The following is a 22,988-nucleotide window of genomic DNA, read 5'->3' as shown; positions in this document are numbered from 1 at the left end:
GACTCGGTTGGCATGACGCTCAGTGTCGAGATGGTCACCTTCGACTGCAGTGATCCCGCCCGGCTGGCCGGCTGGTGGGCCGAGCACTTCGGCGGGACGGCGCACGAATTGCTGCCCGGCGAGTTCATCGCGGTGACGCGTCCGGCGGGGCCGCGGCTCGGATTTCAGAAGGTGCCCGATCCAACACCCGGAAAAAACCGGGTGCACCTGGACTTTTCGGCCGCCGACGTGGACGGTGAAGTGTCACGGCTGGCGGCCGCCGGAGCGACCGAGGTACAGCGGCACCAATTCGGGGAGAACTTCCGGTGGGTGGTGATGGCCGATCCCGAGGGCAACGTCTTCTGCGTCGTCGGCCAGTAGCGCACCGCCATCGACGGTCAGGCCGCGCGCGAAACGCCGAACAGCTCACGACAGCGGTCAAACCCCTCAACCCGAACCTCGACGTTGCGCTGGCGCAGCCAGTCGTCACGAGTCAACCGGAAGCGCACCTGCTGTGCCGCGGCGCCCTCTCGCGCCACTCGGTCGACGCCGTTTTCCCGGTAGCCCTGACGTCGGGATATCGCGATCGAGGCCGGATTGTCGGGGAACGCTGCCGAGGTAGCGGCCTGGGCTCCAAGCTCACAGAACACGAAATGCAATGCTGCCGCCCGCATCTCGGTGCCAAGGCCGTTGCCTTGGTACCGCAGTCCCAGCCAGGATCCGGATTCGACTTCGCCGGCGATCGGGAAGTTGCTGGCGCGCAAGCCCTGCACACCGACGGCCCGACCCTCGACCACGACGGCCAGTGGCAGGGCCCAGTCATCGCGGCTGAATCCCGCCAGCTCCCGCCACAGGAAGGACAAGGTGTTGTACGGCAGCTCCGCCCGAGGGGCTCGGGTCCAGGGGACGGAAAACGGCATCCGGTCCGGCTCGTGCACGCCGTCCAGAATTGTGTCGATCAGCTGGTCGCACAGCTCTTCGGTGGGCAGTCGCAGCTGTAGGCGCGAGGTAGTGATCCGCAGATCGAACAGCGGCCAGTGACGAGACATCGCCCCATTATATTGACCGGGCCGACCGCTGTCAGCCGGTTTTCTTGCCGCGGGTCTCCGGCGGGAGCGATGCGGCCCGGGACTCTAGACTGTCTGCGTGACGAGCGCTCGCAGCCACCAGACTGACACAGTCGCACATGCCGCCACCACCCCCGACCAGCCGCAACCGTTTCACGAGCTGGGCCTCAAAGACGACGAGTATCAGCGGATTCGTGACATCCTGGGCCGTCGGCCCACCGACACCGAGCTCGCCATGTACTCGGTGATGTGGAGCGAGCACTGCTCCTACAAGTCCTCCAAAGTCCATTTGCGCTATTTCGGCGAGACCACCACCGATGAAATGCGCGCCGGGATGCTGGCCGGAATCGGCGAGAACGCCGGCGTCGTCGACATCGGTGACGGGTGGGCCGTCACGTTCAAGGTGGAATCGCACAACCACCCCTCCTACGTCGAGCCCTACCAGGGTGCGGCCACGGGTGTCGGCGGCATCGTCCGCGACATCATGGCGATGGGTGCGCGGCCGATCGCGGTGATGGACCAACTGCGCTTCGGCGCCGCCGATGCCCCCGACACTCGCCGGGTGCTCGACGGTGTGGTCCGCGGTGTCGGCGGTTACGGCAACTCGCTGGGGTTGCCGAACATCGGCGGCGAGACGGTCTTCGACGCGTGCTATGCCGGTAACCCCTTGGTCAATGCGCTGTGCGTGGGCGTCTTGCGTCAAGAGGACTTGCACTTGGCGTTCGCCTCCGGCGCCGGAAACAAGATCATCCTGTTCGGCGCGCGGACCGGCCTGGACGGCATCGGTGGGGTGTCGGTGCTGGCCTCGGACACCTTCAGCTCCGATGGCGAGGGCGAGGGCGCGCGCAAGAAGTTGCCGTCGGTCCAGGTGGGCGACCCGTTCATGGAAAAGGTGCTCATCGAGTGCTGTCTCGAGCTCTACTCGGGCGGACTGGTGATCGGCATCCAGGACCTCGGCGGCGCAGGGTTGTCGTGCGCCACATCGGAGTTGGCCTCCGCCGGGGATGGCGGCATGGCGATCAACCTGGAAGCCGTCCCGCTGCGCGCCAAGGAAATGACGCCCGCCGAGGTGCTCTGCAGCGAGTCGCAGGAACGGATGTGCGCGGTGGTGTCGCCGGAAAACGTGGATGCGTTCATGGCGGTGTGCCGCAAGTGGGACGTGCTGGCCACGGTTATCGGCGAGGTCACCGAGGGCGACCGGTTGCGCATCACCTGGCACGGGGAGACGGTCGTGGACGTGCCACCGCGCACGGTGGCCCACGAGGGCCCGGTGTACCAGCGTCCGGTCGCCCGCCCCGACACCCAGGATGCGCTCAACGCCGATTCGTCGAAGAGCCTGCCCCGCCCGGCTACCGGCGACGAGCTGCGCGCGACTTTGCTTGCGCTGCTTGGCAGTCCGCACCTGTGCAGTCGCGCGTTCATCACCGAGCAGTACGACCGCTACGTGCGCGGCAACACGGTGCTCGCCGAACATGCGGACGGCGGCGTGCTGCGTATCGACGAGGCCACCGGTCGCGGTATCGCGTTGTCGACCGATGCGTCGGGGCGCTACACCCTGCTTGACCCCTACACGGGTGCCCAGCTGGCACTGGCCGAGGCCTACCGCAACGTCGCCGCGACCGGCGCGACCCCGGTGGCGGTGACCAACTGCCTCAACTTCGGCTCGCCCGAGGATCCCGGCGTGATGTGGCAGTTTGCCCAGGCAGTGCGCGGCTTGGCCGATGGTTGTGTGGCGCTGGGAATTCCGGTGACCGGCGGCAACGTCAGCTTCTATAACCAAACCGGGTCGACGGCGATCATGCCCACCCCGGTGGTCGGGGTGCTCGGCGTGATCGACGATGTCACTCGTCGCATCCCCACCGCGATGGGCGCTGAGCCCAGCGAAACCCTGATGCTGCTGGGCGATACCCGAGACGAGCTGGACGGCTCGATCTGGGCACAAGTCACCGGCGAGCACCTGGGCGGCACGCCCCCCGCGGTCGATCTGGCGCGGGAGAAGCTGCTGGCTGACGTGCTGCGCGCGGCATCGCGGGACGGGCTGGTCTCCGCGGCGCACGACCTGTCCGAGGGCGGACTGGCCCAAGCCATCGTCGAATCGGCATTGGCGGGTGAAACCGGCTGCCGCATTGTGCTTCCCGACGACGCCGACCCGTTCGTCATGCTCTTTTCCGAATCGGCCGGCCGGGTGCTGGTGGCGGTGCCGCGCACCGAAGAGAGCCGGCTACGGGCCATGTGTGAAGCGCGAGGATTGCCCGCGGTGCGTATCGGGGTTGTCGACCAGGCATCCGATGACATCGAGGTGCAGGGCTTGTTCACGGTCTCGCTGGCCGAACTGCGCGCGACGTCTGAGGCGGTGTTGCCGAGATTTTTCGGGTAAGTCGGCTGCGCGCGCTGGCTCTGGCCGCCGGCTTGGTCGGCTGGAGCCTGGCCAGTCCGCGGCTGCCGGCGCGGTGGCGGGTGGCGCTGCAGGCCGTTTTGGGTGGCTTACTTGTGCTGGTGACCCGCGCACCACTGGGGCTTACGCCGCCCCGGTTGTGGGCCGGGCTGCGACTGGGCGCGGTGGCCGCCGCCCCGGTGGCCACCGCGATCGCGGCGATGACTCCGGTGCCGATGGTGCGCCTGTCGATGTCCGAACGCGACCTGCCCGCATCGGTGCCGGGCTGGCTCGGGCTGCAGATTCCGTTCGGGACGGTCTGGGCCGAGGAGGCGGCGTTTCGTGCGGCACTGGCCACCATGGGCACCAGAGGTTTTGGTCACGTCGGTGGGCGGTTGCAGCAGGCGGTCACCTTCGGTCTGTCCCACGTCGCCGATGCGCGCGCGACCGGTGCGCCGCCGGTGCCTACGGTGCTGGTCACCGGCCTGGCCGGCTGGCTATTCGGGTGGCTGGCAGAGCGCAGCGGCAGCCTGGCCGCACCGATGGTGCTGCACCTGGCAATCAACGAGGCGGGGGCGGTTGCAGCGCTGACGGTCCAGCGTCGCTGGATTAACGGTGCCGAAATCACGCCGCGGCGCCGCTATACTTGACACGCTGGCTTTTCGCAGCAAACGACTCGACCGAGAGGCTTGGCACCCCAGGTGCACAGACTTAGGGCCGCGGAGCATCCGCGGCCGGACTACGTTCTTCTTCACATCAGCGACACCCATCTTGTCGGAGGGGATGACCCTCTCTATGGTGCAGTAGACGCCGACAGCAGGCTGGCTGAACTCCTTGAACAGCTCAAGCACTCGGGGGTGAGCCCCGATGCGGTGATTTTCACCGGCGACTTGGCCGATACCGGTGAAGCGGCGGCCTATCGTAAGCTGCGCGCGGTGGTCGAACCTTTCGCCGCCGAGTTGGACGCCGAACTGATCTGGGTGATGGGCAACCACGACAACAGGGCCGCCCTGCGCACGTTCCTGCTGGACGAGGCCCCGTCGATGGCGCCGCTGGACCGGGTAAACATGATCGACGGCCTGCGGATCATCACGCTGGACACCTCGGTGCCCGGGCATCACTACGGCGAGGTCCGGGATTCCCAATTGAGATGGCTCGCCGAAGAGCTGAAGACCCCCGCCCCGCACGGCACCATCCTGGCGCTGCATCATCCGCCGATTCCCAGCGTCCTGGACCTGGCCGTAACGGTGGAACTGCGCGACCAAGCCCGGCTGGGGCGGGTGCTCGAGGGCAGCGATGTCCGGGCCATTCTGGCCGGCCACCTGCATTACTCGACCAACGCCACCTTCGTGGGGATCCCGGTCTCGGTGGCCTCGGCCACCTGCTACACCCAGGATCTCACCGTTGAGGTCGGGGGAACCCGGGGCCGAGACGCGGCGCAAGCCTGCAACCTGGTGCACGTGTACCCCGACACCGTGGTGCACTCGGTGATTCCCATCGGTACCGGCAAAACCGTGGGCACCTTCGTCTCGCCCGCGCAGGCGAAGCGTCAGATTGCCGAAAGCGGGATGTTCATCGAGCCGTCACGGCGGGACTCGCTGTTCAGCCACCCTCCGATGGTGCTGACGCCATCGGTTCGGCCAAATCCTGCGGATTGATATCCGCGGCAACCTTTTCCCATGGCGCGGGGATGGGGAAGTAGCGCTCCAGGAAATTGACCACGCGCTCCGCCCGCTCGGTGCCGCCGACTTCGGGGAAGCTGCCGTCATTGAGGCAGAAGAAGTCATAGTTGCGGCGCCTGCGTAATTCGGGAAGTAGGCCGAGCCCGGCGCGGGTGGTGGTGTCCACGTAGAGGACCTTGGCTTTCTCTTGCTGGACGGCCTTGCCGGTCATCAGCGCGTAGTAGTGGTACAGCGAATTCGTCACCGAGATGTCGGTGCCGGACCGGAAGGCGCTGGCCTGGGTCCGCGCGAATTCCTCCGGAAACTCCCGCTCCAACTCGATGAGCACGCTCTTGCGCAGCGGCACGGCGGTGTGTTCGAGGTGACGGGTGATCATCTGACCGAATCGGGCGAACAGCAGCTGGCGGTTCACCCGGGCCGCGTTTTCAAAGCCACTGCGGGCCGGATCGTTTGCCCCGAGCCCGATCCTCGTATTGGCCTCGATGAACCGGGTGACGCCGCCAGGGGAGAAGAACATGCTGGCCTTGAGTGGCCGGCCAAAGAACATGTCGTCATTGGAATACAGAAAGTGCTCGCTGAGCTCGGGGATATGGTGCAGCTGACTCTCCACCGCATGCGAGTTGTAGGTCGGCAATGCGGCCCGGTCGGAAAAGTGGTCCTCGGCGCGCACCACCGTGACGTTCGGGTGCTCAGCCAGCCACGGGGGCGGGGTTGAATCCGTCGCGATGAAAATGCGACGGATCCACGGCGCGAACATGTTTACCGATCGCAGCGCGTATTTCAGCTCGTCGATCTGACGGATCCGCGCCTCGGCGTCGTCGCCTTCTCCCACCACATGCTGCGACATCTGTGTGGCGCGTCGGGCCCGGAACTCCGGGTCGCTGCCGTCCACCCAGGAAAACACCAGATCGATGTCGAACGTCACATCGCTGGCGTGAGGTGTGAACATCCCATCCAGCGTTGGCCATTTGTATCCATATAGCTTGACCGACGAAGGCGAAAGTTCGTCGCGCGGCAATACCTTGCGGGTGAGGGAGTTTTCTATGGGGCACCGGATGAGCGTTTCCTCGAAGACCCAGAATTGGATCTCGACACCAAACATTGCGCCATAACGAAATCCGCCCGGCGCAATCCGCCGGCGATACAAACGCAGAATTTGCGGATCGGCCACCCTGGAAAGGTGGCCATTAGCCAGCAAAACGGGAGAAATTCCTTTCTCATCAATCGTTTTGGCGTACATCGGTTCGGTGGCACACGCCGCGGCGAGAGCGCGTTCGAGGGCGGGACGCAACTGTATGTCGACCGCAAGAATCGGGCGGCCGCTGTGGTTGCGAATCAGCAGGAAGGGAATGCCAGCCCGGTTCAACGTCTTTCGCAGGAAGACGAGGTCCTCGATCTGTGCCTCTTGGGGGGTGAGGCTCGATTCCAGGCGGGCAATCTTGCCGCCCCGGGTAACGATGATGGGAGCCAGGCCGCGCGCGGCGGGCCGACTGCCGTCACGTGAAGGGATCTTGGGCATCGGAACACCGCCTTAGGTAAGAGTGATTTCGGCACCGCGAGGATCTCACACTTCCGGCGCCCCCGCAGTGCGAGAGAGCCCGGCGGCAGCGGGGGGCTCCGGGTACCCTTAGCTACGTTGACAAATACTGCGCCGCAGACGATTTAGCACTTTGCCGACATCTGCAGGACACCTCGCCGTTTCCGGCATGACCTATGATGCCGGGTTCGTTGAGGCGTTGTTTCAGTGCACCCGGTCCGGCTGGTCGGCGACGATGCTGCCGTCGGGTTGCCGCAGCGGCGCCGGGCTGCCGTCCGGGTCATCGAACCCCTGGGTCGCGCAGGGATACGGCGGGTGTGCCGGGAGCGGGTCGATGAACATGGGATTGACCAGCCAGCGCCCGTCGGCGTCCGCGTAGGCGCGACACATCAGCTCGATCTTGTTGCGGTTGATCACCAGGCGCAACGCGGTGGCGTCGGTGAGGCACGTGGCGTCCCCGTTGGAGTCTCCGGCCGCGAACGATTGGCGGCGCCCTTCGGGGAGTTGGTCGAACGCGGCCGGCCCCGAAACCCCGAAAACCTGCTCGTTGACCCGGCACCGTTTGCCTTCGTTGAAGGGGATTGACGGCTCCCCGCCGCACTGGGCCAGACGCGTCGTGAGCACCTCGCCGTCGTGTTCGGTGCGGACACCCATCACATGGTCGGCGGCGATACCCACGTCCGCGGCCCACACCCGCACCACCGGCTCGGCTGATGCGGAGATGATCCGCACATCGAATCCGTTGGCCTGCAAGGTCGCCACCAGGTCCCGCATCTGCGAGTAGTAACGCACCCAGGCGATCTGTTGAGTGCTGCCCACCGTCTGTTCGGCATTCCCGGCCGCGTCCAGGTTCTCCTGCCGGGCCGCGGTGACAAATCCGGTGACCTCTGCCTCGGTCCAGCCGGCCAATAACTGCGCGGCCCAGGCATCGGCGGGTTGCATGCGCCGATGGTTGAACCCGGCGAATGCGGCCGCCCCGGATCGTGTTTTTTCGTTCGTGTACACCGAAATCAGCTCGTCGGCGCATCCGGTTTCGGAGCCGGTCGGCAAGGGCTGGCCGGGCGCCGCGAGGTCGCCACAGGCCGCGGCCAGGGCCGCGGCCGCCGGCGGGGTCAGATACGGGCTGGTGCTGGTCCAGTCGCCGGCCGCGGGCTGGCGCACCTTGGAATTGCGGATCATCCAGAACAATGTCGCGTTGCCGATGTCGTTTCGCACCATGGTGTTGTCCCAGTCGAACAACGCCACCGGAGCCCCGTCTGCCACCGAACCGGACTTGCCGCAGCTGCCGAGCCGGCCGATCATCTCGTTGATCCGGTCCCGATTGTCGCCGTACCATCCGGGATCGGCGGCCATCGTCCGGCAGGCAGTCCCGGTCGAGCTGGTCGAAGCGGTGCCCGAATGATCGCCGCCGCCGCTACAACCGGCCAGCCCCAGCATCGCCGCAGCAGCAAGTACCCGCACAGGCCAAAGTCTCATCGCTCGTCTCTCGCACGGTGGGTTTCGGTGATCGCAACATTAGGGGTTAATGGTGTTCTCACCGAACTGACGTCCCCAGACATATTCGTTGAGCAGGGGTTGTCCGATCTCGAGATGGTTGTAGGGCGCCATGTTCGCGCCGACGTCCATCACCAGATACGGAGCGGGCCACAAGTCGCGGGTGATCGTCTGCCAGCACCCCGGTCGCCCGCCGGGGCCGCCCCGCGCATTCACCCGCGGCAGATTCTCTGGATAGATATACGGATTCGGCGCACCCGATATGGCGCCCGATGAGGCTGCTCCCAGCGAGTAGCCGTTGAAGCCCAGCGCGTTGCGGATCCGGGGGGCGACCTCGTCGTAGTTGCGGATGGTGCAGAAGATCTCCGGGCTGTACTCGTCGAGCAGCTGGCCGGTGGGCACCAGATCGGCGGCGCCGCGGGTCAGGTAGGGGCCGCCCCGCTCGAACACCTCCGAGCCGTTGTTGGCCAAACCGACCGATGCCAGTAACGCCGCATCCAAATCGCTACGTCGCTGGTTGACCGTGCGCGCGACGGTCACCGTGGAGTTGACGGCATCCCATAGGTCCGCCGAGGCGTCGGCATAGATGTCACCCAGCGCCGCCAGCCCCCTGATGTCGCGGTGTACCTGCGGCATCAGGGGGTTCACGTCATCGAGGATGGCGTTGCCGTTGACCAGTGCGGTGCCCAACCGATCGCCCAGGCCGCTCAGGGCCTGCGCGGCCGCGCTCAGCGTCAGGTTGAGCTTGACCGGGTCGACCTTCTCGCTGATCGCCGTCACATTCTCGAACAGCGTGTTGAATTCCGTGGTCACCGAGGTCGCGTAGATCACGCTGGCCGGCGTGATGTGTTGCGGTGCCGGGTCTGTTGGCGAGGTCAGGGACACATATTTGTTGCCGAAAACGGTCGTCGCCTTGATGGTTTCCGACACATTGGCCGGAATTGACCCGATGTACTTCGGCGTGACGTCTAACGCGAATCTGGCCGCTGGCGCGCCGTCATGGGTGATCTCGGTGATGCTGGACACCCGGCCGATCTGCACACCGTTGAACGTGACCTTCGCGCCCGGATCGGTCACCAAACTGGCCCGCGGAGCAATCATGGTCAATCGGGTCTTGGGGATGAACGTCCCACGAAACTGCCAGTACAACATCGCACCGAAGAACACCAAGACCATCAGGGCCGCTAGACCGATGATCTTGTAGGGCGGCCGCGATCGCGGGTCCATGATTCTGAGACCCTAAGGTATGGCCGCCCGCGATAGAACCGATCCGGCAAAGACCCGCCAGATTGTCTTGGAGATTGCGGACTGGCTGCGCGACGAATCCCATCCAGCGCCGGGCCGCACCGCGCTGGCAACGGCGGTTCGGCTCACCGCGCGCACGCTGGGTGCGGTGGCACCCGGCGCGGCCGTCGAAGTCCGGATCCCACCTTTTGTCGCCGTGCAGTGCATTCCCGGGCCCAGACACACCCGCGGCACTCCGCCCAATGTCGTCGAAACCGATCCGCGCACGTGGTTATTGGTGGCCACGGGGCTGTTGAGGTTGTCCGAGGCGACGGCGACCGGCGCGTTGACGTTGTCCGGCTCACGGGCAGATGAAATCGGACACTGGCTACCGCTGATTGATCTCGGCTGAATTTTATGTCCTGGCCTGTGATTATTGTTCAACGCGGAAGATGGCCAAAAGGAAAACGCAGGTTTGATTCGGCCCCACGGCCATGGTGGCCGTAGACTCTTACTCGTCACCAACCGCGCCCCAGGGAGTCGCCAAACCGTGACCGCACAGCAGTCCGAAGAAGACTTCAACGCGCCTCGTGAAGAATGCGGTGTATTTGGGGTCTGGGCCCCGGGCGAAGATGTTGCCAAACTCAGCTACTACGGCCTTTACGCGCTGCAGCATCGCGGCCAGGAGGCGGCAGGCATTGCCGTCGCCGACGGCTCGCAAGTGCTGGTCTTCAAGGACCTCGGCCTGGTCAGTCAGGTGTTCGACGAGCAGACGCTGGCAGCCATGCAAGGGCATGTCGCCATCGGGCACTGCCGGTACTCGACCACCGGCGACACGACCTGGGAAAACGCCCAGCCCGTCTTCCGCAATACCGCTGCGGGCACCGGAGTTGCATTGGGTCACAACGGCAATCTCGTCAACGCGGCCGCCCTTGCGGCGCGCGCCCGGGACGAGGGACTGATCGGAAACCGATCCTCGGCGCCCGCCACGACGGACTCGGACATCCTGGGCGCACTGCTGGCCCACGGCGCCGCCGATTCCAGTCTGGAACAGGCCGCCTTGGAGCTGTTGCCGACGGTGCGTGGTGCCTTCTGCCTGACCTTCATGGACGAAAACACGCTGTATGCCTGCCGCGACCCGCACGGGGTGCGGCCGTTGTCGCTGGGTCGGCTCGATCGCGGCTGGGTGGTGGCATCGGAAACGGCCGCGCTCGACATCGTCGGTGCGTCGTTCGTGCGTGACATTGAACCGGGCGAGCTGCTGGCAATCGATGCCGACGGGGTGCGGTCCACCCGCTTCGCCAACCCCACCCCCAAGGGTTGCGTCTTCGAGTACGTCTACCTGGCACGCCCGGACAGCATGCTCAACGGCCGGTCCGTGCACGCCGCCCGGGTGGCGATCGGTCGTCGGCTGGCCCAGGAGCGCGGGGTCGAGGCCGATTTGGTGATCGGCGTGCCGGAGTCGGGTACCCCTGCCGCGGTTGGCTATGCGCAGGAATCCGGCATCCCCTATGGACAAGGGCTGATGAAGAACGCCTACGTCGGGCGCACGTTCATCCAACCGTCACAGACGATCCGCCAGCTCGGTATCCGGTTGAAGCTCAACCCGCTCAAGGAGGTGATCCGCGGCAAGCGCCTGATCGTCGTGGACGACTCCATCGTGCGGGGAAACACGCAGCGCGCCCTGGTGCGGATGTTGCGTGAGGCCGGTGCCGTCGAAGTGCATGTGCGAATCGCCTCGCCGCCGGTGAAGTGGCCCTGTTTCTACGGCATCGACTTCCCCTCGCCGGCCGAACTGATCGCCAACGCCGTCGAGGACGAAAACGAGATGCTCGAAGCCGTGCGTCACGTGATCAACGCCGACACGCTGGGCTACATCTCGCTGCGGGGATTGGTAGCGGCCACCGAGCAACCGATCTCCCGGCTGTGCACCGCCTGTTTCGATGGCAAGTACCCGATCGAGCTGCCCGGCGAGACCGCCCTGGGCAAGAACGTCATCGAGCACATGCTCGCCAACGCGGCGCGCGGAGCCGAGCTGGGCGACGTTGCGACCGACGAAGTACCCATCGGGCACTGAGATGTGCGCGGCGCGAGAGTTGCCGATACCGGCGGTGAGCGCCGCCCGGTAGCCTTTATCGCGATGACGGATCCCGAAAAAAGTCCAGAAAGCTCCGGAAGAGGCCCAGCCAGCCAAGGCGTCACGTACGCGGCGGCAGGTGTGGACATCGAAGCCGGCGACCGAGCCGTGGAGTTGTTCAAGCCGTTGGCAACCCGGGCCACCAGACCCGAGGTGCGTGGCGGGCTCGGCGGATTTGCCGGATTGTTCACCCTGCGCAACGACTACCGCGAACCGGTGCTGGCCGCCTCCACCGACGGGGTCGGCACCAAGCTGGCGGTCGCGCAGGCGATGGACAAGCACGACACTGTCGGTCTTGACCTGGTCGCGATGGTGGTCGACGACCTGGTGGTGTGTGGCGCGGAGCCACTGTTCCTGCAGGACTACATCGCGGTCGGCCGGACCGTGCCGGAACGGGTCAGCGCGATCGTCAGCGGCATCGCTGAGGGTTGTGTGCGCGCTGGCTGCGCCCTGCTGGGGGGTGAGACCGCTGAACATCCCGGGCTGATGGCACCCGACCATTACGACATCTCGGCCACCGGGGTGGGTGTGGTCGAAGCCGACAATGTGCTGGGGCCGGAACGCGTCAAACCCGGCGACGTCATTATCGCGATGGGCTCGTCGGGGCTGCATTCCAACGGTTACTCGCTGGCCCGCAACGTCCTGCTGGAGATCGACCGGATGAATCTGGCCGGTTATGTGGAGGAGTTCGGCCGCACGTTGGGTGAAGAGCTATTGGAGCCCACCCGGATCTATGCCAAGGACTGTCTGGCGCTCACCGCTGAGACGCATGTCCGAACGTTCTGTCACGTCACGGGTGGCGGGTTGGCCGGCAACCTGGAGCGGGTAATCCCGCATGGGCTGGTCGCCGAGATCGACCGCGGCACCTGGACACCCGCGCCGGTGTTCGCGATGATTGCCCAGCGCGGCCGGGTGGTGCGCGAGGAGATGGAAAAGACCTTCAACATGGGCGTCGGCATGATCGCCGTGGTAGCCCCTGAAGACACCGACCGGGCGCTGGCCATACTGACCGCGCGCCACCTGGACTGCTGGGTGCTGGGCACCGTCTGCAAGGGTGGCAAAGAGGGTCCACGTGCCACGCTGGTGGGCCAGCACCCGCGATTCTAGAAACCACAAGCCCTAGGGCGGAGTCGCCACCGGCGTAGCCGGTGGCGACCGAACCCTAGGGTTGGAATGTCAGCGGGAAACCGACCTGTGCGCCTAGCGGCGCCAGCTCTCCTCGTCGTCCCACGAGTCTTCGGTGTCGTCCACTTGGTCGGATGTGTCGGGACTTGCACCCGACAGCTCGCGCTGAAGCCGCTGGAAGTCGGTCTGCGGGGAGCTGTATTTCAGTTCTCGAGCAACCTTGGTCTGCTTTGCCTTAGCCCGGCCGCGGCCCATGGGGGAACCCCCTCGCGAAATAACGGAGCGGCCTAACAAGTAGGCGGCTCCGATCTCTTAGTGTCGTTATTGTCCTGCGGACAGCTTACCGTGCCGCGCGAGCGCGCGTGGGGCACCCTGCCAGCGGGCCCGGCCAGAATGGCGGACGTCACAGGGAATCATCGCGCACTGCCCCGTAATCGGTCCAGAGCCAGCCTTCCGGCGCCCACTTCGTCCGCCGGTGGCAGAGACTGCGCATCGATCAATGCCGGGATGGTGGCTTCGGCGCCGGTCATCAGCGCGGTGTCGGCGGGCAGCCCCCGCTTGGCCAAGGCCAAGGCAACCGGTCCGAGGTCCACGTGATCGACCACCGTTCCCACCCGTCCTACCGAACGCCCGCCGGCTAACACCGAGTCGCCGGTGGACGGTCGGTCCGTGGAACCGTCCAGATGGAGCAGGACCAGCATCCTGGGCGGTTTACCCAGGTTGTGTACCCGCGCGACCGTCTCCTGGCCCCGATAGCAGCCCTTGTCCAGGTGCACGGCCCCGATGCCGGGGCCACCGATCCAGCCGACCTCATGGGGAATCGTGCGTTCATCGGTGTCGACGCCCAGCCGCGGGCGCTTGGCCGCCACCCGATGCGCCTCGTAGGTCCAGATGCCGGCCGGTCGGACCCCCGCCTGCGTCAGGCGGTGCTTCCAGTCGGCGGTGCCGTCACGCGGTACCAGCAGATCCAGTTCGATCTGGCCGGCGCTCGATGGCATCCGGCGGGCGAAGCCGCCGCCCGGCAACGGGACCGCCATCAGGTCCGCGGGCAGCGCATCGAGACCGAGTGCGTCGAGCACCGCTTGGTCGGACAACTGCGGCCCGATCAACGACAGCACCGCCAGGTCTGCGGTGTCGGGGGTCACCTCCGCCCAGAACACCATCTTGCGCAGGTAGTTCAACAGTGGTTCGCCGCGCCAGGGTTCGGTATCCAGATAGGTGGTTGCGCCCAACTCGGTCTGGACCCAGTGGTCTTCGACTCGGCCCTGCCCGTCCAGGCTCAGATTCTGGGTGCTGGCCCCCTCGGGTAGCTCTCTGACGTGCTGCGTGGAGATGTTGTGCAGCCAGCTCTGGCGGTCTTTTCCGGTGAGGGTGAGCACGGCTCGATGCGAGCGGTCCACCAGCACGGCGCCGGTTTCGGCGGCGCGCTGTTCGCCGAGCGGATCGCCGTAGTGCCAGATTGCGCCGGCGTCGGGACCAGGATCAGGAGCGGGAACTGCGGACACACCACAACTCTACGGAGCGGCCTAGATCGGAAAAAGCATGGCCAAGAACAAGACAGCCATCCCGCCGGCCATCATCGCCTGAACCGAGTCGCCCAGCCAGCTGTACCGTGGCGCGCATTGCCGCCGGTCGAACAGGCGCCGCAATATCCAGAACGCCCCCGCGCCCGCGAAGCCGACGGTGCCCAGCCAATTGGCCGCGCTGAACCAGAGCGGTGCCCCGCTGGTAGCCGGCATGTTCATCGCGGTCATGGCTGTGCCCGGCATTGACATGACGGCATACATCCAGGCTGTCGCCAGCATCATGATCGCGTGATAGCCATACCGCACCCGTACCGCAGTCGTTGGGGCTGCGCGCAGTGCCATCACCGCGAACCACACGGTTGCCAGCAGGAAAAACGCGACAGGCCCCGTGGTCGGCAGCCGGGTGGCCCAGGGCCAGGCCATGGTTGCCATCGCAACGGCCATCGCGAAGTGCAGCCCATGACCGACGACCAGCGTCCACGGCCGGCGCACGGTGATGATCGGCAGGCCGCATTCGGCCGCGGACAGCGCGAACAACACGGTCACCACCCAACGCAGGGGCAGGTCGTGAATCATGCGTTGATTCGGGATCGGTGGGGATGCAAGTCGCCGTCACACGTCGCGGCCGAAGCGGCGCAACCGCAGCGAATTAGTCACCACGCTGACCGAGGACAACCCCATTGCGGCGCCGGCCACGACGCAGGGCTCCGGCGTTGTTGATTAGCAGGCTTGTGAGCTTGGGAATTGTGGATTGAGGAGGTCTAGGCGGCGGTTGGCGGTCAAAGCGGTGATCCGGCAGGCTTCGGCGATGTTGTCGGCGCCGTTGAGGCGGTGCAGATTGATCGCGGTGTTGCGTAGCGTTGCTAGGACCTGTGCGCCGTTTCCGGTATGTGCCCTTTGACGGTCTTCGTCGAAGGTGACGTCGCGTATCCAGTGCAGGCTGTTCTCGATTCCCCAGTGTTGACGCATCCAGGTCATGATCGCGGTAGGGCGGGCGTGCTCGAACGGCAGGCTGCAGATGGCATAGACCACCTCCACGCTGCGCTGGTCGGTGGCGGTGATCAAGCGTTCACGAGTGATCCGGATGATTTGTTTTGCGTAGGGGAAGCCGATTCCTCGTGCAGCGGTGATGATTTGCAGGGTGCGGGTCTCGACACGGCCGTGGTCGCGGGAGTCGTCGGTAGCGGCTGTGGGCACCTCGGCCCAGGGCAGCGCGGTGATACGCGCAAGTATTTTGGCTTGGTTGGACTTGACGATCATCAGGTAGTGCGACTTCAAGGTGGCGCAGATCAACTTCGCGGTGACGACCTGGGTATGCATCGCATCCACGGTGACCAGCCACCGCAAGCTACCCGGCAGCAGCGTGAGCAGGGCACGTACGCAGGGAATTTCATTGCTTTTCTCGGCGACAGCGAGTTGACCGAGCACCAATCGGGCACGGTGGGCGAACACCGACACGAGATGCGTGGCTGTCGCTTTGGCGCGTAAAGGCACCACGCAGCATCTTGCCGTCCAACGCGATCGGCACCAATCCACTGGGGTCGCTGCTGGCCACGTGTGCAGTGAAGTAACTGCCCATCCTGGCGTTGAGGTCGGCGGGGTCTAGCCGAGACAAAACAGCGCGGAAGGTCTTCTCACTGGGCCGCCGGAACCGGACCCCTAATTGGGCCAACACATCATCGGGAGCGGTGGCCGCCCATGTGGCAAAACCAGCATAGCCGCGCATCCCCGCGGCAGTGGCCAGAACCGCGATCGCCAACAAAGCCATCAGCGAATACCTCCGACCGCGTGGGTCCCTCGGGTCTGGCACCGAGGCCAACACATCGAGAAACTCCGATCCGATGAGCTCGCTGCGCTCACCAGGACTCCAGCGGTCGAACACCTCTGGAACCGACGACACAGGCAATACTGAAACGGTAGGCACGGGCAACTCCAGACCAACGACGAACAGTAACCAACTCGATCGTTCTCCAGATAGCCCGTGCCTACACTCCGGCCCCAATAGCGCGGCACCAAAGATCATCAACCCAGCTCACAAGCCTGCTAATCAACAACGCCGGAGCCCTGGGCCACGACGGGATTCAGTACGCCGAGTGCGGCAAGTGGGATCGCGGCGGTGTTGTAGCCGAAAGCCCAGCCCAGGTTCTGGTAGATCGTGCGCAGTGTGCGCCGCGACAGCTCAATCGCTGAAACGACACCGTCGAGGCGCCCCGACATCAGGGTGATGTCGGAGGCTTCAATGGCCACATCGGTGCCGGTGCCGATGGCAATGCCCAGGTCGGCCTGCACCAGGGCGGGGGCGTCGTTGACGCCGTCACCGACCATCGCGACAATGCGGCCCTCGTCCTGCAGTCGCCGAACCTCGTTGACTTTGTCCGCCGGCAACACCTCGGCGAGCACCCGGTCAATGCCCACCTGAGCCGCGATCGCGGCGGCCGTGCGGGCGTTGTCGCCGGTGATCAGCGCGACCTGCAGGCCCATGGCGTGCAGCTGGCTGACCACGTCGGCGGCGTCGTCCTTGACCGTGTCGGCCACCGCGAGCACACCCACAACCTGGCCATCCTGGCCGACATACACCGCGGTGCGGTCGCGCTCTTCCAGGTCCGCGGCCGCCGCGGCCAGCTGCTCGGGCAGCCGCAGGTGTTGCTCGTCGACCAGCTTGCGCCGCCCGACCAGCACGGACTTACCGCCAACCTCGCCTCGGACCCCATGCCCGGCCAGGTTGGTGAACTCGGTGGCGGGCGGAACCTCCAACTCCCGCTCACGTGCGCCGGCGACGATCGCGGCCCCGATGGGGTGTTCGGAACCCGACTCCACCGCGGCGGCGATGCGCAACACCGCATCCGGTTGGCGCCGCTTTCCGGCGATGACATCGGTGAGCTCCATCTGGGCCCGGGTGAGGGTGCCGGTCTTGTCGAACACGACGGTGTCGATCTTCTTCGAAGCCTCCAGGACCTCGCCGCCTTTGACCAGGATCCCCATGTCCGCACCCCGGCCGGTGCCGACAATGATCGCCGTGGGCGTGGCCAGGCCCAGTGCGCACGGACAGGCGATGATCAGCACCGAGACGGCCGCGGTCGTGCCGGCCACCGGGTTGGCGGCGAGCAGCGTCCACCCGGCAAAGGTTGCGGCGGCAATGCCGACGACCACCGGCACGAACACCGCCGAGACCCGATCGGCCAACCGCTGCACGGGGGCCTTGCCGCCTTGCGCCTCCTCGACCAAGCGCACAATCTGCGCGAGCGCGGTATCGGCGCCGACAGCGGTGGCGCGCACGGTCAGCAGCCCATCGGTGTTGACGGTGGCGCCGGCAACCCGGTCGCCGACTCCCTTTTCGACCGGAACGGATTCGCCGGTCAGCATCGACTCGTCGACGGCTGCCCGCCCGTCGATCACCTCTCCGTCGACCGGGATCTTCTCCCCGGGCCGGACCCGCACCAGGTCTCCGACTTGCACCCGGTCAACCGGCACGAGGTGTTCCTCGCCGTCCACGATCAGCCGGGCCTCTTTGGCGCCCATCTCGAGCAGCTTGCTGATCGCCTCCCGGGTCTTGCCGTGGGCGGTGGCCTCGAAATAGCGGCCCAACACGACGAACGCGATGATCAGCGCCGCGGTGTCAAAGAACAGCGGGCCACCGGCGAACAGCTGATAGGTGGAGTAGATGAACGCGGTCAGCGTGCCCAACGAAATCAGCGTGTTCATGTTCGCCGAGCGGGCCCGCGCTTGCTGCACCGCCCCCACCAGTAACGGCCACCCGGCGATGAATTGCACGGGTATGGTCGCGGCGAACGCCAGCCATCCCGCCCACGGGTATGCGCCGAAGAACATCGTCAAGCCAGAGGCCAGCAGACCCAACGGCCACGCCAACCAGGCCCGCCGCGACCAGAAGCGAATTCCGCTCCGGGCCTGCTCGCTCGGCGACAGCTGAGTCGCGGTGTCCTGCTCCGGCGAGTAGCCGATGCGATCCAACGCCGCGCGCAGTCGCGCGATCTCCGGCGGGGGGTCGTCGTCGTTGTCGTCGGTGCGCATGCCCAGCAGCGCTCGTGCCAGCCCGCCGATGACCCTGCCCACGACGCCGCCGTCGGCGATGCCGGCCGCACGGGCGGCGGGCGCGGGCGCGGGCGCCGATGCGTCACCCGCGTGCTCGGCCTCGGCGATCGCCGACACGATGGCGGCGGTGTCGCAGTGGGCGGGTGAGTACCAGATCACCACCGATGCCGTTCGCGGATAGGCGCGCACCGCACGCACACCGCCGACCCTGCCCACCGACTCCTCGATCGCGGCAGCCCGGGTGGCGTCGATCGCAAACCCATTGGCATGCACCCGCATCCGTCCGGCCGCCGCGGACACCACGGTGACCGTGGCATCGGCGGCGCAGGCCAGCTCAGTGGCAAGCATTGTTGGCCTTGGTGACGATGCTCGGCGGTGTGTCCTTGGCCGGTGGTGGCGCAACTTCGGCGCCCACCCGCTCGACCGCTTCGGCCAGCACATCGGCAGCCGCCAGGCGAACCCGCTCGGTTGCCTGTTTGGTCCTGCGTTCGGTGGTACGCGCGGTCCGCAGGCCCCAGGCCGTCGCCGTCACCGTTGCCGACCGCCACGGAGCTTTCGCCAGCGCTTCGTAGGTCGCGACACCCACCACGCCGGTCACCACCGAGGGCACCGCCTTCGTCCACAGTCCATGCCACAGCGTCATCTCGCGCTCCCTTCACTTCTTGCCTCGTCACAAGTTGCGGACAGGCGCCGGGCCTGGCCGCCACAGCTAGGTGCGAACCGCGGCGATCCCTTCGCGGATCGTCATGCCGGGCTCTGTGCCGGTTGGTCGCCAGGGGGTTCGCAGACCACGGCGCCGCCCAGCTGCGCCTGTGGGCCAGTCAGGGCGGGCGTGAACTTCACCGCGTCGATCAGTTCGTCAATGGCCGCCTGGCCGCGCCCATCAAGCACCGCCGCGGAAAAGCAGGTCTCCAGGTGGTTGTGCAGCATCACCCGATTTGCCCGCTCCAGCGAGGACTGAACCGCGGAGAGCTGCTTCATGACGTCCACGCAGTAGGCATCGGATTCCAGCATCCGAATGATCCCGTCGAGGTGCCCTCGAGCCGTCTTCAGCCGGTTCAGCGCCGCACGTTTCTTGTCGGTCAGCTCGTGGCTCATGGCCGGTACCAGTTCCGCACGATTCCAGCGTACTCCACCCCACCCGGGGTGGGGTAGACGCGATTGGCGGGCCGTCCGCTGGCGTCAGGCACTGCCGCGAGTACGCCCGCCGCGGGCCACTAGGCTGCTGGGACATGACAGGGCAGACCGGTGTTGTCGTCACGCTTGATGGGGAGATTCCCGAGCCCGGGACCCCGTTACTGCACGCCGATGATCTTGCGGCGGTCCGGGGCGACGGCGTGTTCGAGACCCTGCTGGTGCGCGACGGTGCGCCGTGTCTGGTCGAGCCGCATCTACAACGCCTGACCACCTCGGCTCGATTGATGGATCTGCCCGCACCCGATCTCGCGCGCTGGCGGCACGCGATCGACGTGGCGGCCCGGCGCTGGGTGGCATCCACCGGTGCCGAGGGATCGCTGCGCCTGATCTACAGCCGCGGCCGGGAGAGCGGTTCGGCGCCCACCGCGTACGTGATGGTCAACCCCGTACCCGAGCGCGTTGCGGCGGTCCGGCGCGCCGGCGTCGCCGCGATCGCGCTGGACCGCGGACTGCCGGCCGTCGGCGCCGACGCGATGCCCTGGCTGCTGGCCGGGGCGAAGACGCTGTCCTACGCGGTCAACATGGCTGCGCTGCGTCATGCGGCCAACCAGGGCGCCGGAGACGTCATCTTCGTCAGTTCGGACGGTTACGTCCTGGAGGGGCCGCGCTCGACGGTGGTCATCGCCACCGACTGCGACGGCGGGGCCGGCGCAAATCCGTGCCTGCTCACACCCCCGCCGTGGTACCCGATCCTGCGCGGCACCACGCAACAGGCGCTGTTTGAAGTCGCCCGCGCCAAGGGCTACGACTGCGACTATCGGGCACTACGCGTCAACGATCTCGCTGACGCACACGGAATTTGGTTGGTGTCGAGCATGACCCTGGCCGCCCGCGTGCACACCCTCAACGGTCGGCGGTTGCCCCGTTCCCCGATCTCCGAGGCATTCTCCGAACTGGTTGACGCCGCCGTCGTCAGCGACCGCTGAACCCAGAAAATCTGTTGTGGGCACGCCGATGCGGGGGTACGGTCGGCCGTACACAGGGAAGGAGGTGGTCCGCGAATTGAGTACTTCATGGACATGTGAGGTGGCTACGCGCTAGCTGCATTGGCTCGGAAGAGCTGGCGTTACGCGCGCTGGCGAATCCCCCGTAGCCACCCGGCCCCCGAGCTTTCGGTCTGTCCAACCGGAACTTCGCTCGGGGGCCGCTCCATTTCCGCGGAAACCCAACCCCTCGAGTTGCCGAGCTATCCGCGCTCGCCGGCCCGCGCCGCCGGATCGAACTCGCGGTACCGACGTGCGAACTCGTCGCCGGGAACCGGCCACTGTTCGCCGTCGCCGTCGCGCACCACCCAGTCGCCGTCGGCCGCGGTAGCCGGACCTTCCGGGGTGCTGATCGCCTCCCCGGCGTGCGCCGGGCGGGCTTGCACCGGCCCCTTGCGACGCCACTGTCCGTCGCCATTTTGTTCGTAGCTGGCCCGGAAAACATCGTCTCGCACCGACCACGTCTTCCCATCCGCCGCAACGGCCCAGTCGCCGGGGTCGGCGTGCCTGGTGCGCCCCGAATCCGACGTCCATGCCCAGGGCGCGTTTCGTTGTTGCGCGCTGACGGTTCCGACCCGGATAAACGGTCGCCACAGCGGACGCGACCGGTAGCCGAGCCGGCGCAGGCTCCACAGGGTGTCCGCCAAGCTGCCCAACGCGGCGTTGAGCAGATCCCGATCGCCTTCGACGACCGCCCAGTCGACGAGCCTGTCGTGGAGCTTGCGGGCGTCGTCGCGGGTGGGGCCGTAGCTCCAGCCGTTGCGGCGGTAGTAACGACACCAGTCTTCGTGCTCTGCCCGCGCCATGCTCAGCGCCGCATGGCGGTCAAAGCCCATCAGCGAAAGCTGTTCCAGTGGCGGTGATTCGGCCATCTCTTGGCTGGACAGTGGTTTGGCCGGGTTGCCCCAGGTGTTCCAGGTATGTCCGGCGATCTGTTTGACCATCCACAACGCGTTGCGTACCCGGCGCCGGGTGGACCCACGATAGAACTCGTTGAGCTCGGCCCACGGCATCGTGGCGGGTGAGCGCGATTTCGTCGGGCCGATCCCCGCGACCTTGCGTTCATGGATCAGCCGTGCCGCCCGGTCCCAAACGTCTTGGATCCTTCCCTCCCGGGTGTCGAGCACCAGGGAGTAGGACTGCAGCAATCCGACCACCTGGATCGAGTCGTCGGTGATGTTGGTGCCGAGGTCCGAGGCGTACACGGGCATCTCGGGAAAGCGGGCGGCCAGCCTGGTCCCGCGGGTCGCGGCGTCGGGACCGGCCAGAATCACCCCGCAGTTGGTGGGGTCGGCGTCGGAGATCAACCGCCACATGGTCGGCACCGTCGGCGCCTCCGAAACCGCAGTGACTGCCGGTCCGGTCGATGACCCGAATCCGGCTTGCTGACGGTAAAACTCGTGATCGCGCACGTAATCTTCGGCGTCCGTCTCGACCAGGGTAAGCGCTGGCAGCGGGGGCGCGCCGGGTGCGGTGTAGAAGTCACGCTCCAGGGCGCGGCGGGTCAGCTCGGCGCACAGCGCCAGGGTCAACTGTGAAGAGCCGCAGACGAATACGCGCGTGATCCGGCCGGTCGCCATGACCCCGTCGAGCAGCCGGCTGGCCGTCACCTCGTACTTGCCGACCACATCGGCCGCCCAACGGGTGTCGGATCCGCCGAATTGCTTGGCGCGCCAGGATTCGGCCAGCCACGGGTCATCGATACGCACGATGAGCGGCAACCGTTGCTTGTTGCCAAGCTGGGCGACTCGGCGACCGATCACATCGAGCCAGAGCAGGTTGGTCGACGGGTCGGGCGACATCAGACAAAGCCGCCCCAGGTGGCGCCACAGGCGCAACGAAGCCAGCGAGGACGGCGCGTTGAAGTCCACCAGCACGACGCGGGCGCCCTGCCGGCGAGCCCGTTGCACGTGTTCGTTGTCGGCGTTGGTGATCAGCACCAGGGTGCCGTGACGGTCCAGCGCCCGCGCCACACCGCTGAGCATGGGTTGGGTGTCGTCGTCGCCCCCCACGATCACGGTGACCGAATCGGCGAGGTTGGCCCGCAACCGGTCCACCCGGGAGCGGAAGATGCCGACCACCACACCGCCCAGGCCGGTAAAGATCGCCGAGAGTGCGGCGAACCGGGCCAATTCGAGTGCGACCGGGGTGGGATTGGGGCAGGTGCGTCCGCTCAGCGAGGTATCACCGACACCGCCTTTGACCAATTGGGCGGTCCACATCAGCGGGGTGAAGACGGCCGGATGGTTGTCGTCGTGGCAGCTCCAATACGCGCTGAGTCCCAGCACGGCGCTTGCCGAAACGAGCAGCGCGATGACGGTGAACGACACCCCCACCAGCCGGTGGCTGGCACTGGACCGGAAGGTCAGCACGCTGACCGCGCCCAGCACACCCACCACGATTGCGATGGTCGCCATCGATCCCGGCCGGCCGAACCAGCTCACCGGACTCGGCAGCTGGTCCAGGATGGCGGGCTGTAACGCGACGGCGGCCAGATAGCCGATCAGGAGCAGACCGACCAGCGAGAGGACCCAACGTGCCAGCGGCGCGGCTTTCCTGCTGCGCAACATCGGCCGGCTCCCTTCGCGGCTGAGCGGCTGCTTGAAACGTGGA

At 66.5% G+C, this 22,988-nt stretch carries 19 protein-coding genes and 2 pseudogenes; 8 read left to right on the top strand and 13 right to left on the bottom strand.

What is annotated here, in order from left to right; genetic code table 11:
• Window positions 1-12: 12 nt before the first annotated feature.
• A complete protein-coding gene (locus tag CKW46_RS26855) occupies window positions 13-360 on the top strand; it encodes a VOC family protein (RefSeq protein ID WP_012396420.1) in 348 nt (115 codons plus the stop codon).
• Between the two features lie 17 nt (window positions 361-377).
• Here CKW46_RS26855 and CKW46_RS26850 read toward each other — a convergent pair whose 3' ends face one another.
• Entirely contained in the window at window positions 378-1,028 is a 651-nt protein-coding gene (locus tag CKW46_RS26850; protein ID WP_015357286.1) for an acetyl-/succinyl-CoA transferase, read from the bottom strand.
• Window positions 1,029-1,125: 97 nt separating this feature from the next.
• Here CKW46_RS26850 and purL point away from each other — a divergent pair, with 97 nt between their 5' ends.
• Genes purL through cpdA form a run of 3 tightly spaced genes read left to right on the top strand, consistent with a single transcriptional unit; the run spans window position 1,126 to window position 5,078 of the window.
• A complete protein-coding gene (gene purL, locus CKW46_RS26845; protein ID WP_015357285.1) occupies window positions 1,126-3,423 on the top strand; it encodes a phosphoribosylformylglycinamidine synthase subunit PurL in 2,298 nt (765 codons plus the stop codon).
• Window positions 3,411-4,070 (top strand): Rv0804 family intramembrane glutamic endopeptidase, encoded by a 660-nt coding sequence (locus tag CKW46_RS26840; RefSeq protein WP_085981879.1) that lies wholly within the window; start codon window positions 3,411-3,413, stop codon window positions 4,068-4,070. The genes purL and CKW46_RS26840 overlap by 13 nt, the downstream gene beginning before the upstream one ends.
• 51 nt (window positions 4,071-4,121) lie before the next feature.
• A complete protein-coding gene (gene cpdA, locus CKW46_RS26835) occupies window positions 4,122-5,078 on the top strand; it encodes a 3',5'-cyclic adenosine monophosphate phosphodiesterase CpdA (RefSeq protein ID WP_012396416.1) in 957 nt (318 codons plus the stop codon).
• Here the strand turns inward: cpdA and CKW46_RS26830 are convergent.
• From CKW46_RS26830 to CKW46_RS26820, 3 genes are all read right to left on the bottom strand, one after another.
• On the bottom strand, window positions 5,023-6,621 hold the full coding sequence (locus CKW46_RS26830; RefSeq protein ID WP_015357283.1) for a stealth family protein: 1,599 nt from the start codon (window positions 6,619-6,621) through the stop codon (window positions 5,023-5,025). The genes cpdA and CKW46_RS26830 overlap by 56 nt on opposite strands.
• 222 nt (window positions 6,622-6,843) lie before the next feature.
• On the bottom strand, window positions 6,844-8,115 hold the full coding sequence (locus CKW46_RS26825; protein ID WP_240274340.1) for an HAD family hydrolase: 1,272 nt from the start codon (window positions 8,113-8,115) through the stop codon (window positions 6,844-6,846).
• A 39-nt stretch (window positions 8,116-8,154) separates the two neighbouring features.
• Window positions 8,155-9,360 carry an MCE family protein gene (locus tag CKW46_RS26820; protein WP_482052597.1) on the bottom strand — a complete coding sequence of 402 codons (1,206 nt, stop codon included), beginning with the start codon at window positions 9,358-9,360 and terminating at the stop codon, window positions 8,155-8,157.
• A gap of 19 nt (window positions 9,361-9,379) precedes the next feature.
• Here CKW46_RS26820 and CKW46_RS26815 point away from each other — a divergent pair, with 19 nt between their 5' ends.
• The 3 genes from CKW46_RS26815 (at window position 9,380) to purM (ending at window position 12,601) form a co-directional block, all read left to right on the top strand.
• Window positions 9,380-9,769, top strand: coding sequence for a sterol carrier family protein (locus CKW46_RS26815; protein ID WP_012396412.1), 390 nt, complete (start codon window positions 9,380-9,382; stop codon window positions 9,767-9,769).
• Window positions 9,770-9,907: 138 nt separating this feature from the next.
• A complete protein-coding gene (gene purF / locus CKW46_RS26810) occupies window positions 9,908-11,434 on the top strand; it encodes an amidophosphoribosyltransferase (protein ID WP_015357281.1) in 1,527 nt (508 codons plus the stop codon).
• Window positions 11,435-11,497: 63 nt separating this feature from the next.
• Entirely contained in the window at window positions 11,498-12,601 is a 1,104-nt protein-coding gene (gene purM / locus CKW46_RS26805; protein ID WP_036427112.1) for a phosphoribosylformylglycinamidine cyclo-ligase, read from the top strand.
• Window positions 12,602-12,694: 93 nt separating this feature from the next.
• Here the strand turns inward: purM and CKW46_RS26800 are convergent, their stop codons facing one another.
• The 8 genes and pseudogenes from CKW46_RS26800 to csoR all read right to left on the bottom strand — a co-directional run bounded on the left by CKW46_RS26800 (window position 12,695) and on the right by csoR (window position 19,293).
• Window positions 12,695-12,874 (bottom strand): DUF3073 domain-containing protein, encoded by a 180-nt coding sequence (locus CKW46_RS26800; protein ID WP_011738758.1) that lies wholly within the window; start codon window positions 12,872-12,874, stop codon window positions 12,695-12,697.
• A gap of 158 nt (window positions 12,875-13,032) precedes the next feature.
• Complete coding sequence (gene ygfZ / locus CKW46_RS26795) at window positions 13,033-14,124, bottom strand: CAF17-like 4Fe-4S cluster assembly/insertion protein YgfZ (RefSeq protein ID WP_015357279.1); 1,092 nt, start codon at window positions 14,122-14,124, stop codon at window positions 13,033-13,035.
• Between the two features lie 21 nt (window positions 14,125-14,145).
• On the bottom strand, window positions 14,146-14,721 hold the full coding sequence (locus tag CKW46_RS26790) for a DUF5134 domain-containing protein (RefSeq protein WP_015357278.1): 576 nt from the start codon (window positions 14,719-14,721) through the stop codon (window positions 14,146-14,148).
• A gap of 36 nt (window positions 14,722-14,757) precedes the next feature.
• Window positions 14,758-14,844: pseudogene (locus CKW46_RS26785) on the bottom strand (hypothetical protein); the annotation flags it as partial.
• Window positions 14,845-14,865: 21 nt separating this feature from the next.
• Window positions 14,866-16,069, bottom strand: a pseudogene (locus CKW46_RS26780) (ISAs1-like element IS2404/ISMul1 family transposase).
• A 119-nt stretch (window positions 16,070-16,188) separates the two neighbouring features.
• Entirely contained in the window at window positions 16,189-18,474 is a 2,286-nt protein-coding gene (locus CKW46_RS26775) for a copper-translocating P-type ATPase (RefSeq protein ID WP_482053486.1), read from the bottom strand.
• 55 nt (window positions 18,475-18,529) lie between these two features.
• Complete coding sequence (locus CKW46_RS26770) at window positions 18,530-18,838, bottom strand: DUF1490 family protein (protein ID WP_015357275.1); 309 nt, start codon at window positions 18,836-18,838, stop codon at window positions 18,530-18,532.
• A 101-nt stretch (window positions 18,839-18,939) separates the two neighbouring features.
• Window positions 18,940-19,293 carry a copper-sensing transcriptional repressor CsoR gene (csoR, locus tag CKW46_RS26765; protein WP_015357274.1) on the bottom strand — a complete coding sequence of 118 codons (354 nt, stop codon included), beginning with the start codon at window positions 19,291-19,293 and terminating at the stop codon, window positions 18,940-18,942.
• 134 nt (window positions 19,294-19,427) lie between these two features.
• Here csoR and CKW46_RS26760 point away from each other — a divergent pair, with 134 nt between their 5' ends.
• A complete protein-coding gene (locus CKW46_RS26760) occupies window positions 19,428-20,318 on the top strand; it encodes an aminodeoxychorismate lyase (RefSeq protein ID WP_482052596.1) in 891 nt (296 codons plus the stop codon).
• Between the two features lie 260 nt (window positions 20,319-20,578).
• Here the strand turns inward: CKW46_RS26760 and CKW46_RS26755 are convergent, their stop codons facing one another.
• Window positions 20,579-22,945 carry a RyR domain-containing protein gene (locus CKW46_RS26755; RefSeq protein ID WP_482052595.1) on the bottom strand — a complete coding sequence of 789 codons (2,367 nt, stop codon included), beginning with the start codon at window positions 22,943-22,945 and terminating at the stop codon, window positions 20,579-20,581.
• Window positions 22,946-22,988: the final 43 nt, after the last annotated feature.

The sequence above is a fragment of the Mycobacterium liflandii genome (assembly GCF_022354805.1).
Classification (GTDB): domain Bacteria; phylum Actinomycetota; class Actinomycetes; order Mycobacteriales; family Mycobacteriaceae; genus Mycobacterium; species Mycobacterium marinum.
The sequence above is the reverse complement of the archived record's forward strand: the minus strand, read 5'-3'. Positions and strand labels throughout refer to the sequence as shown.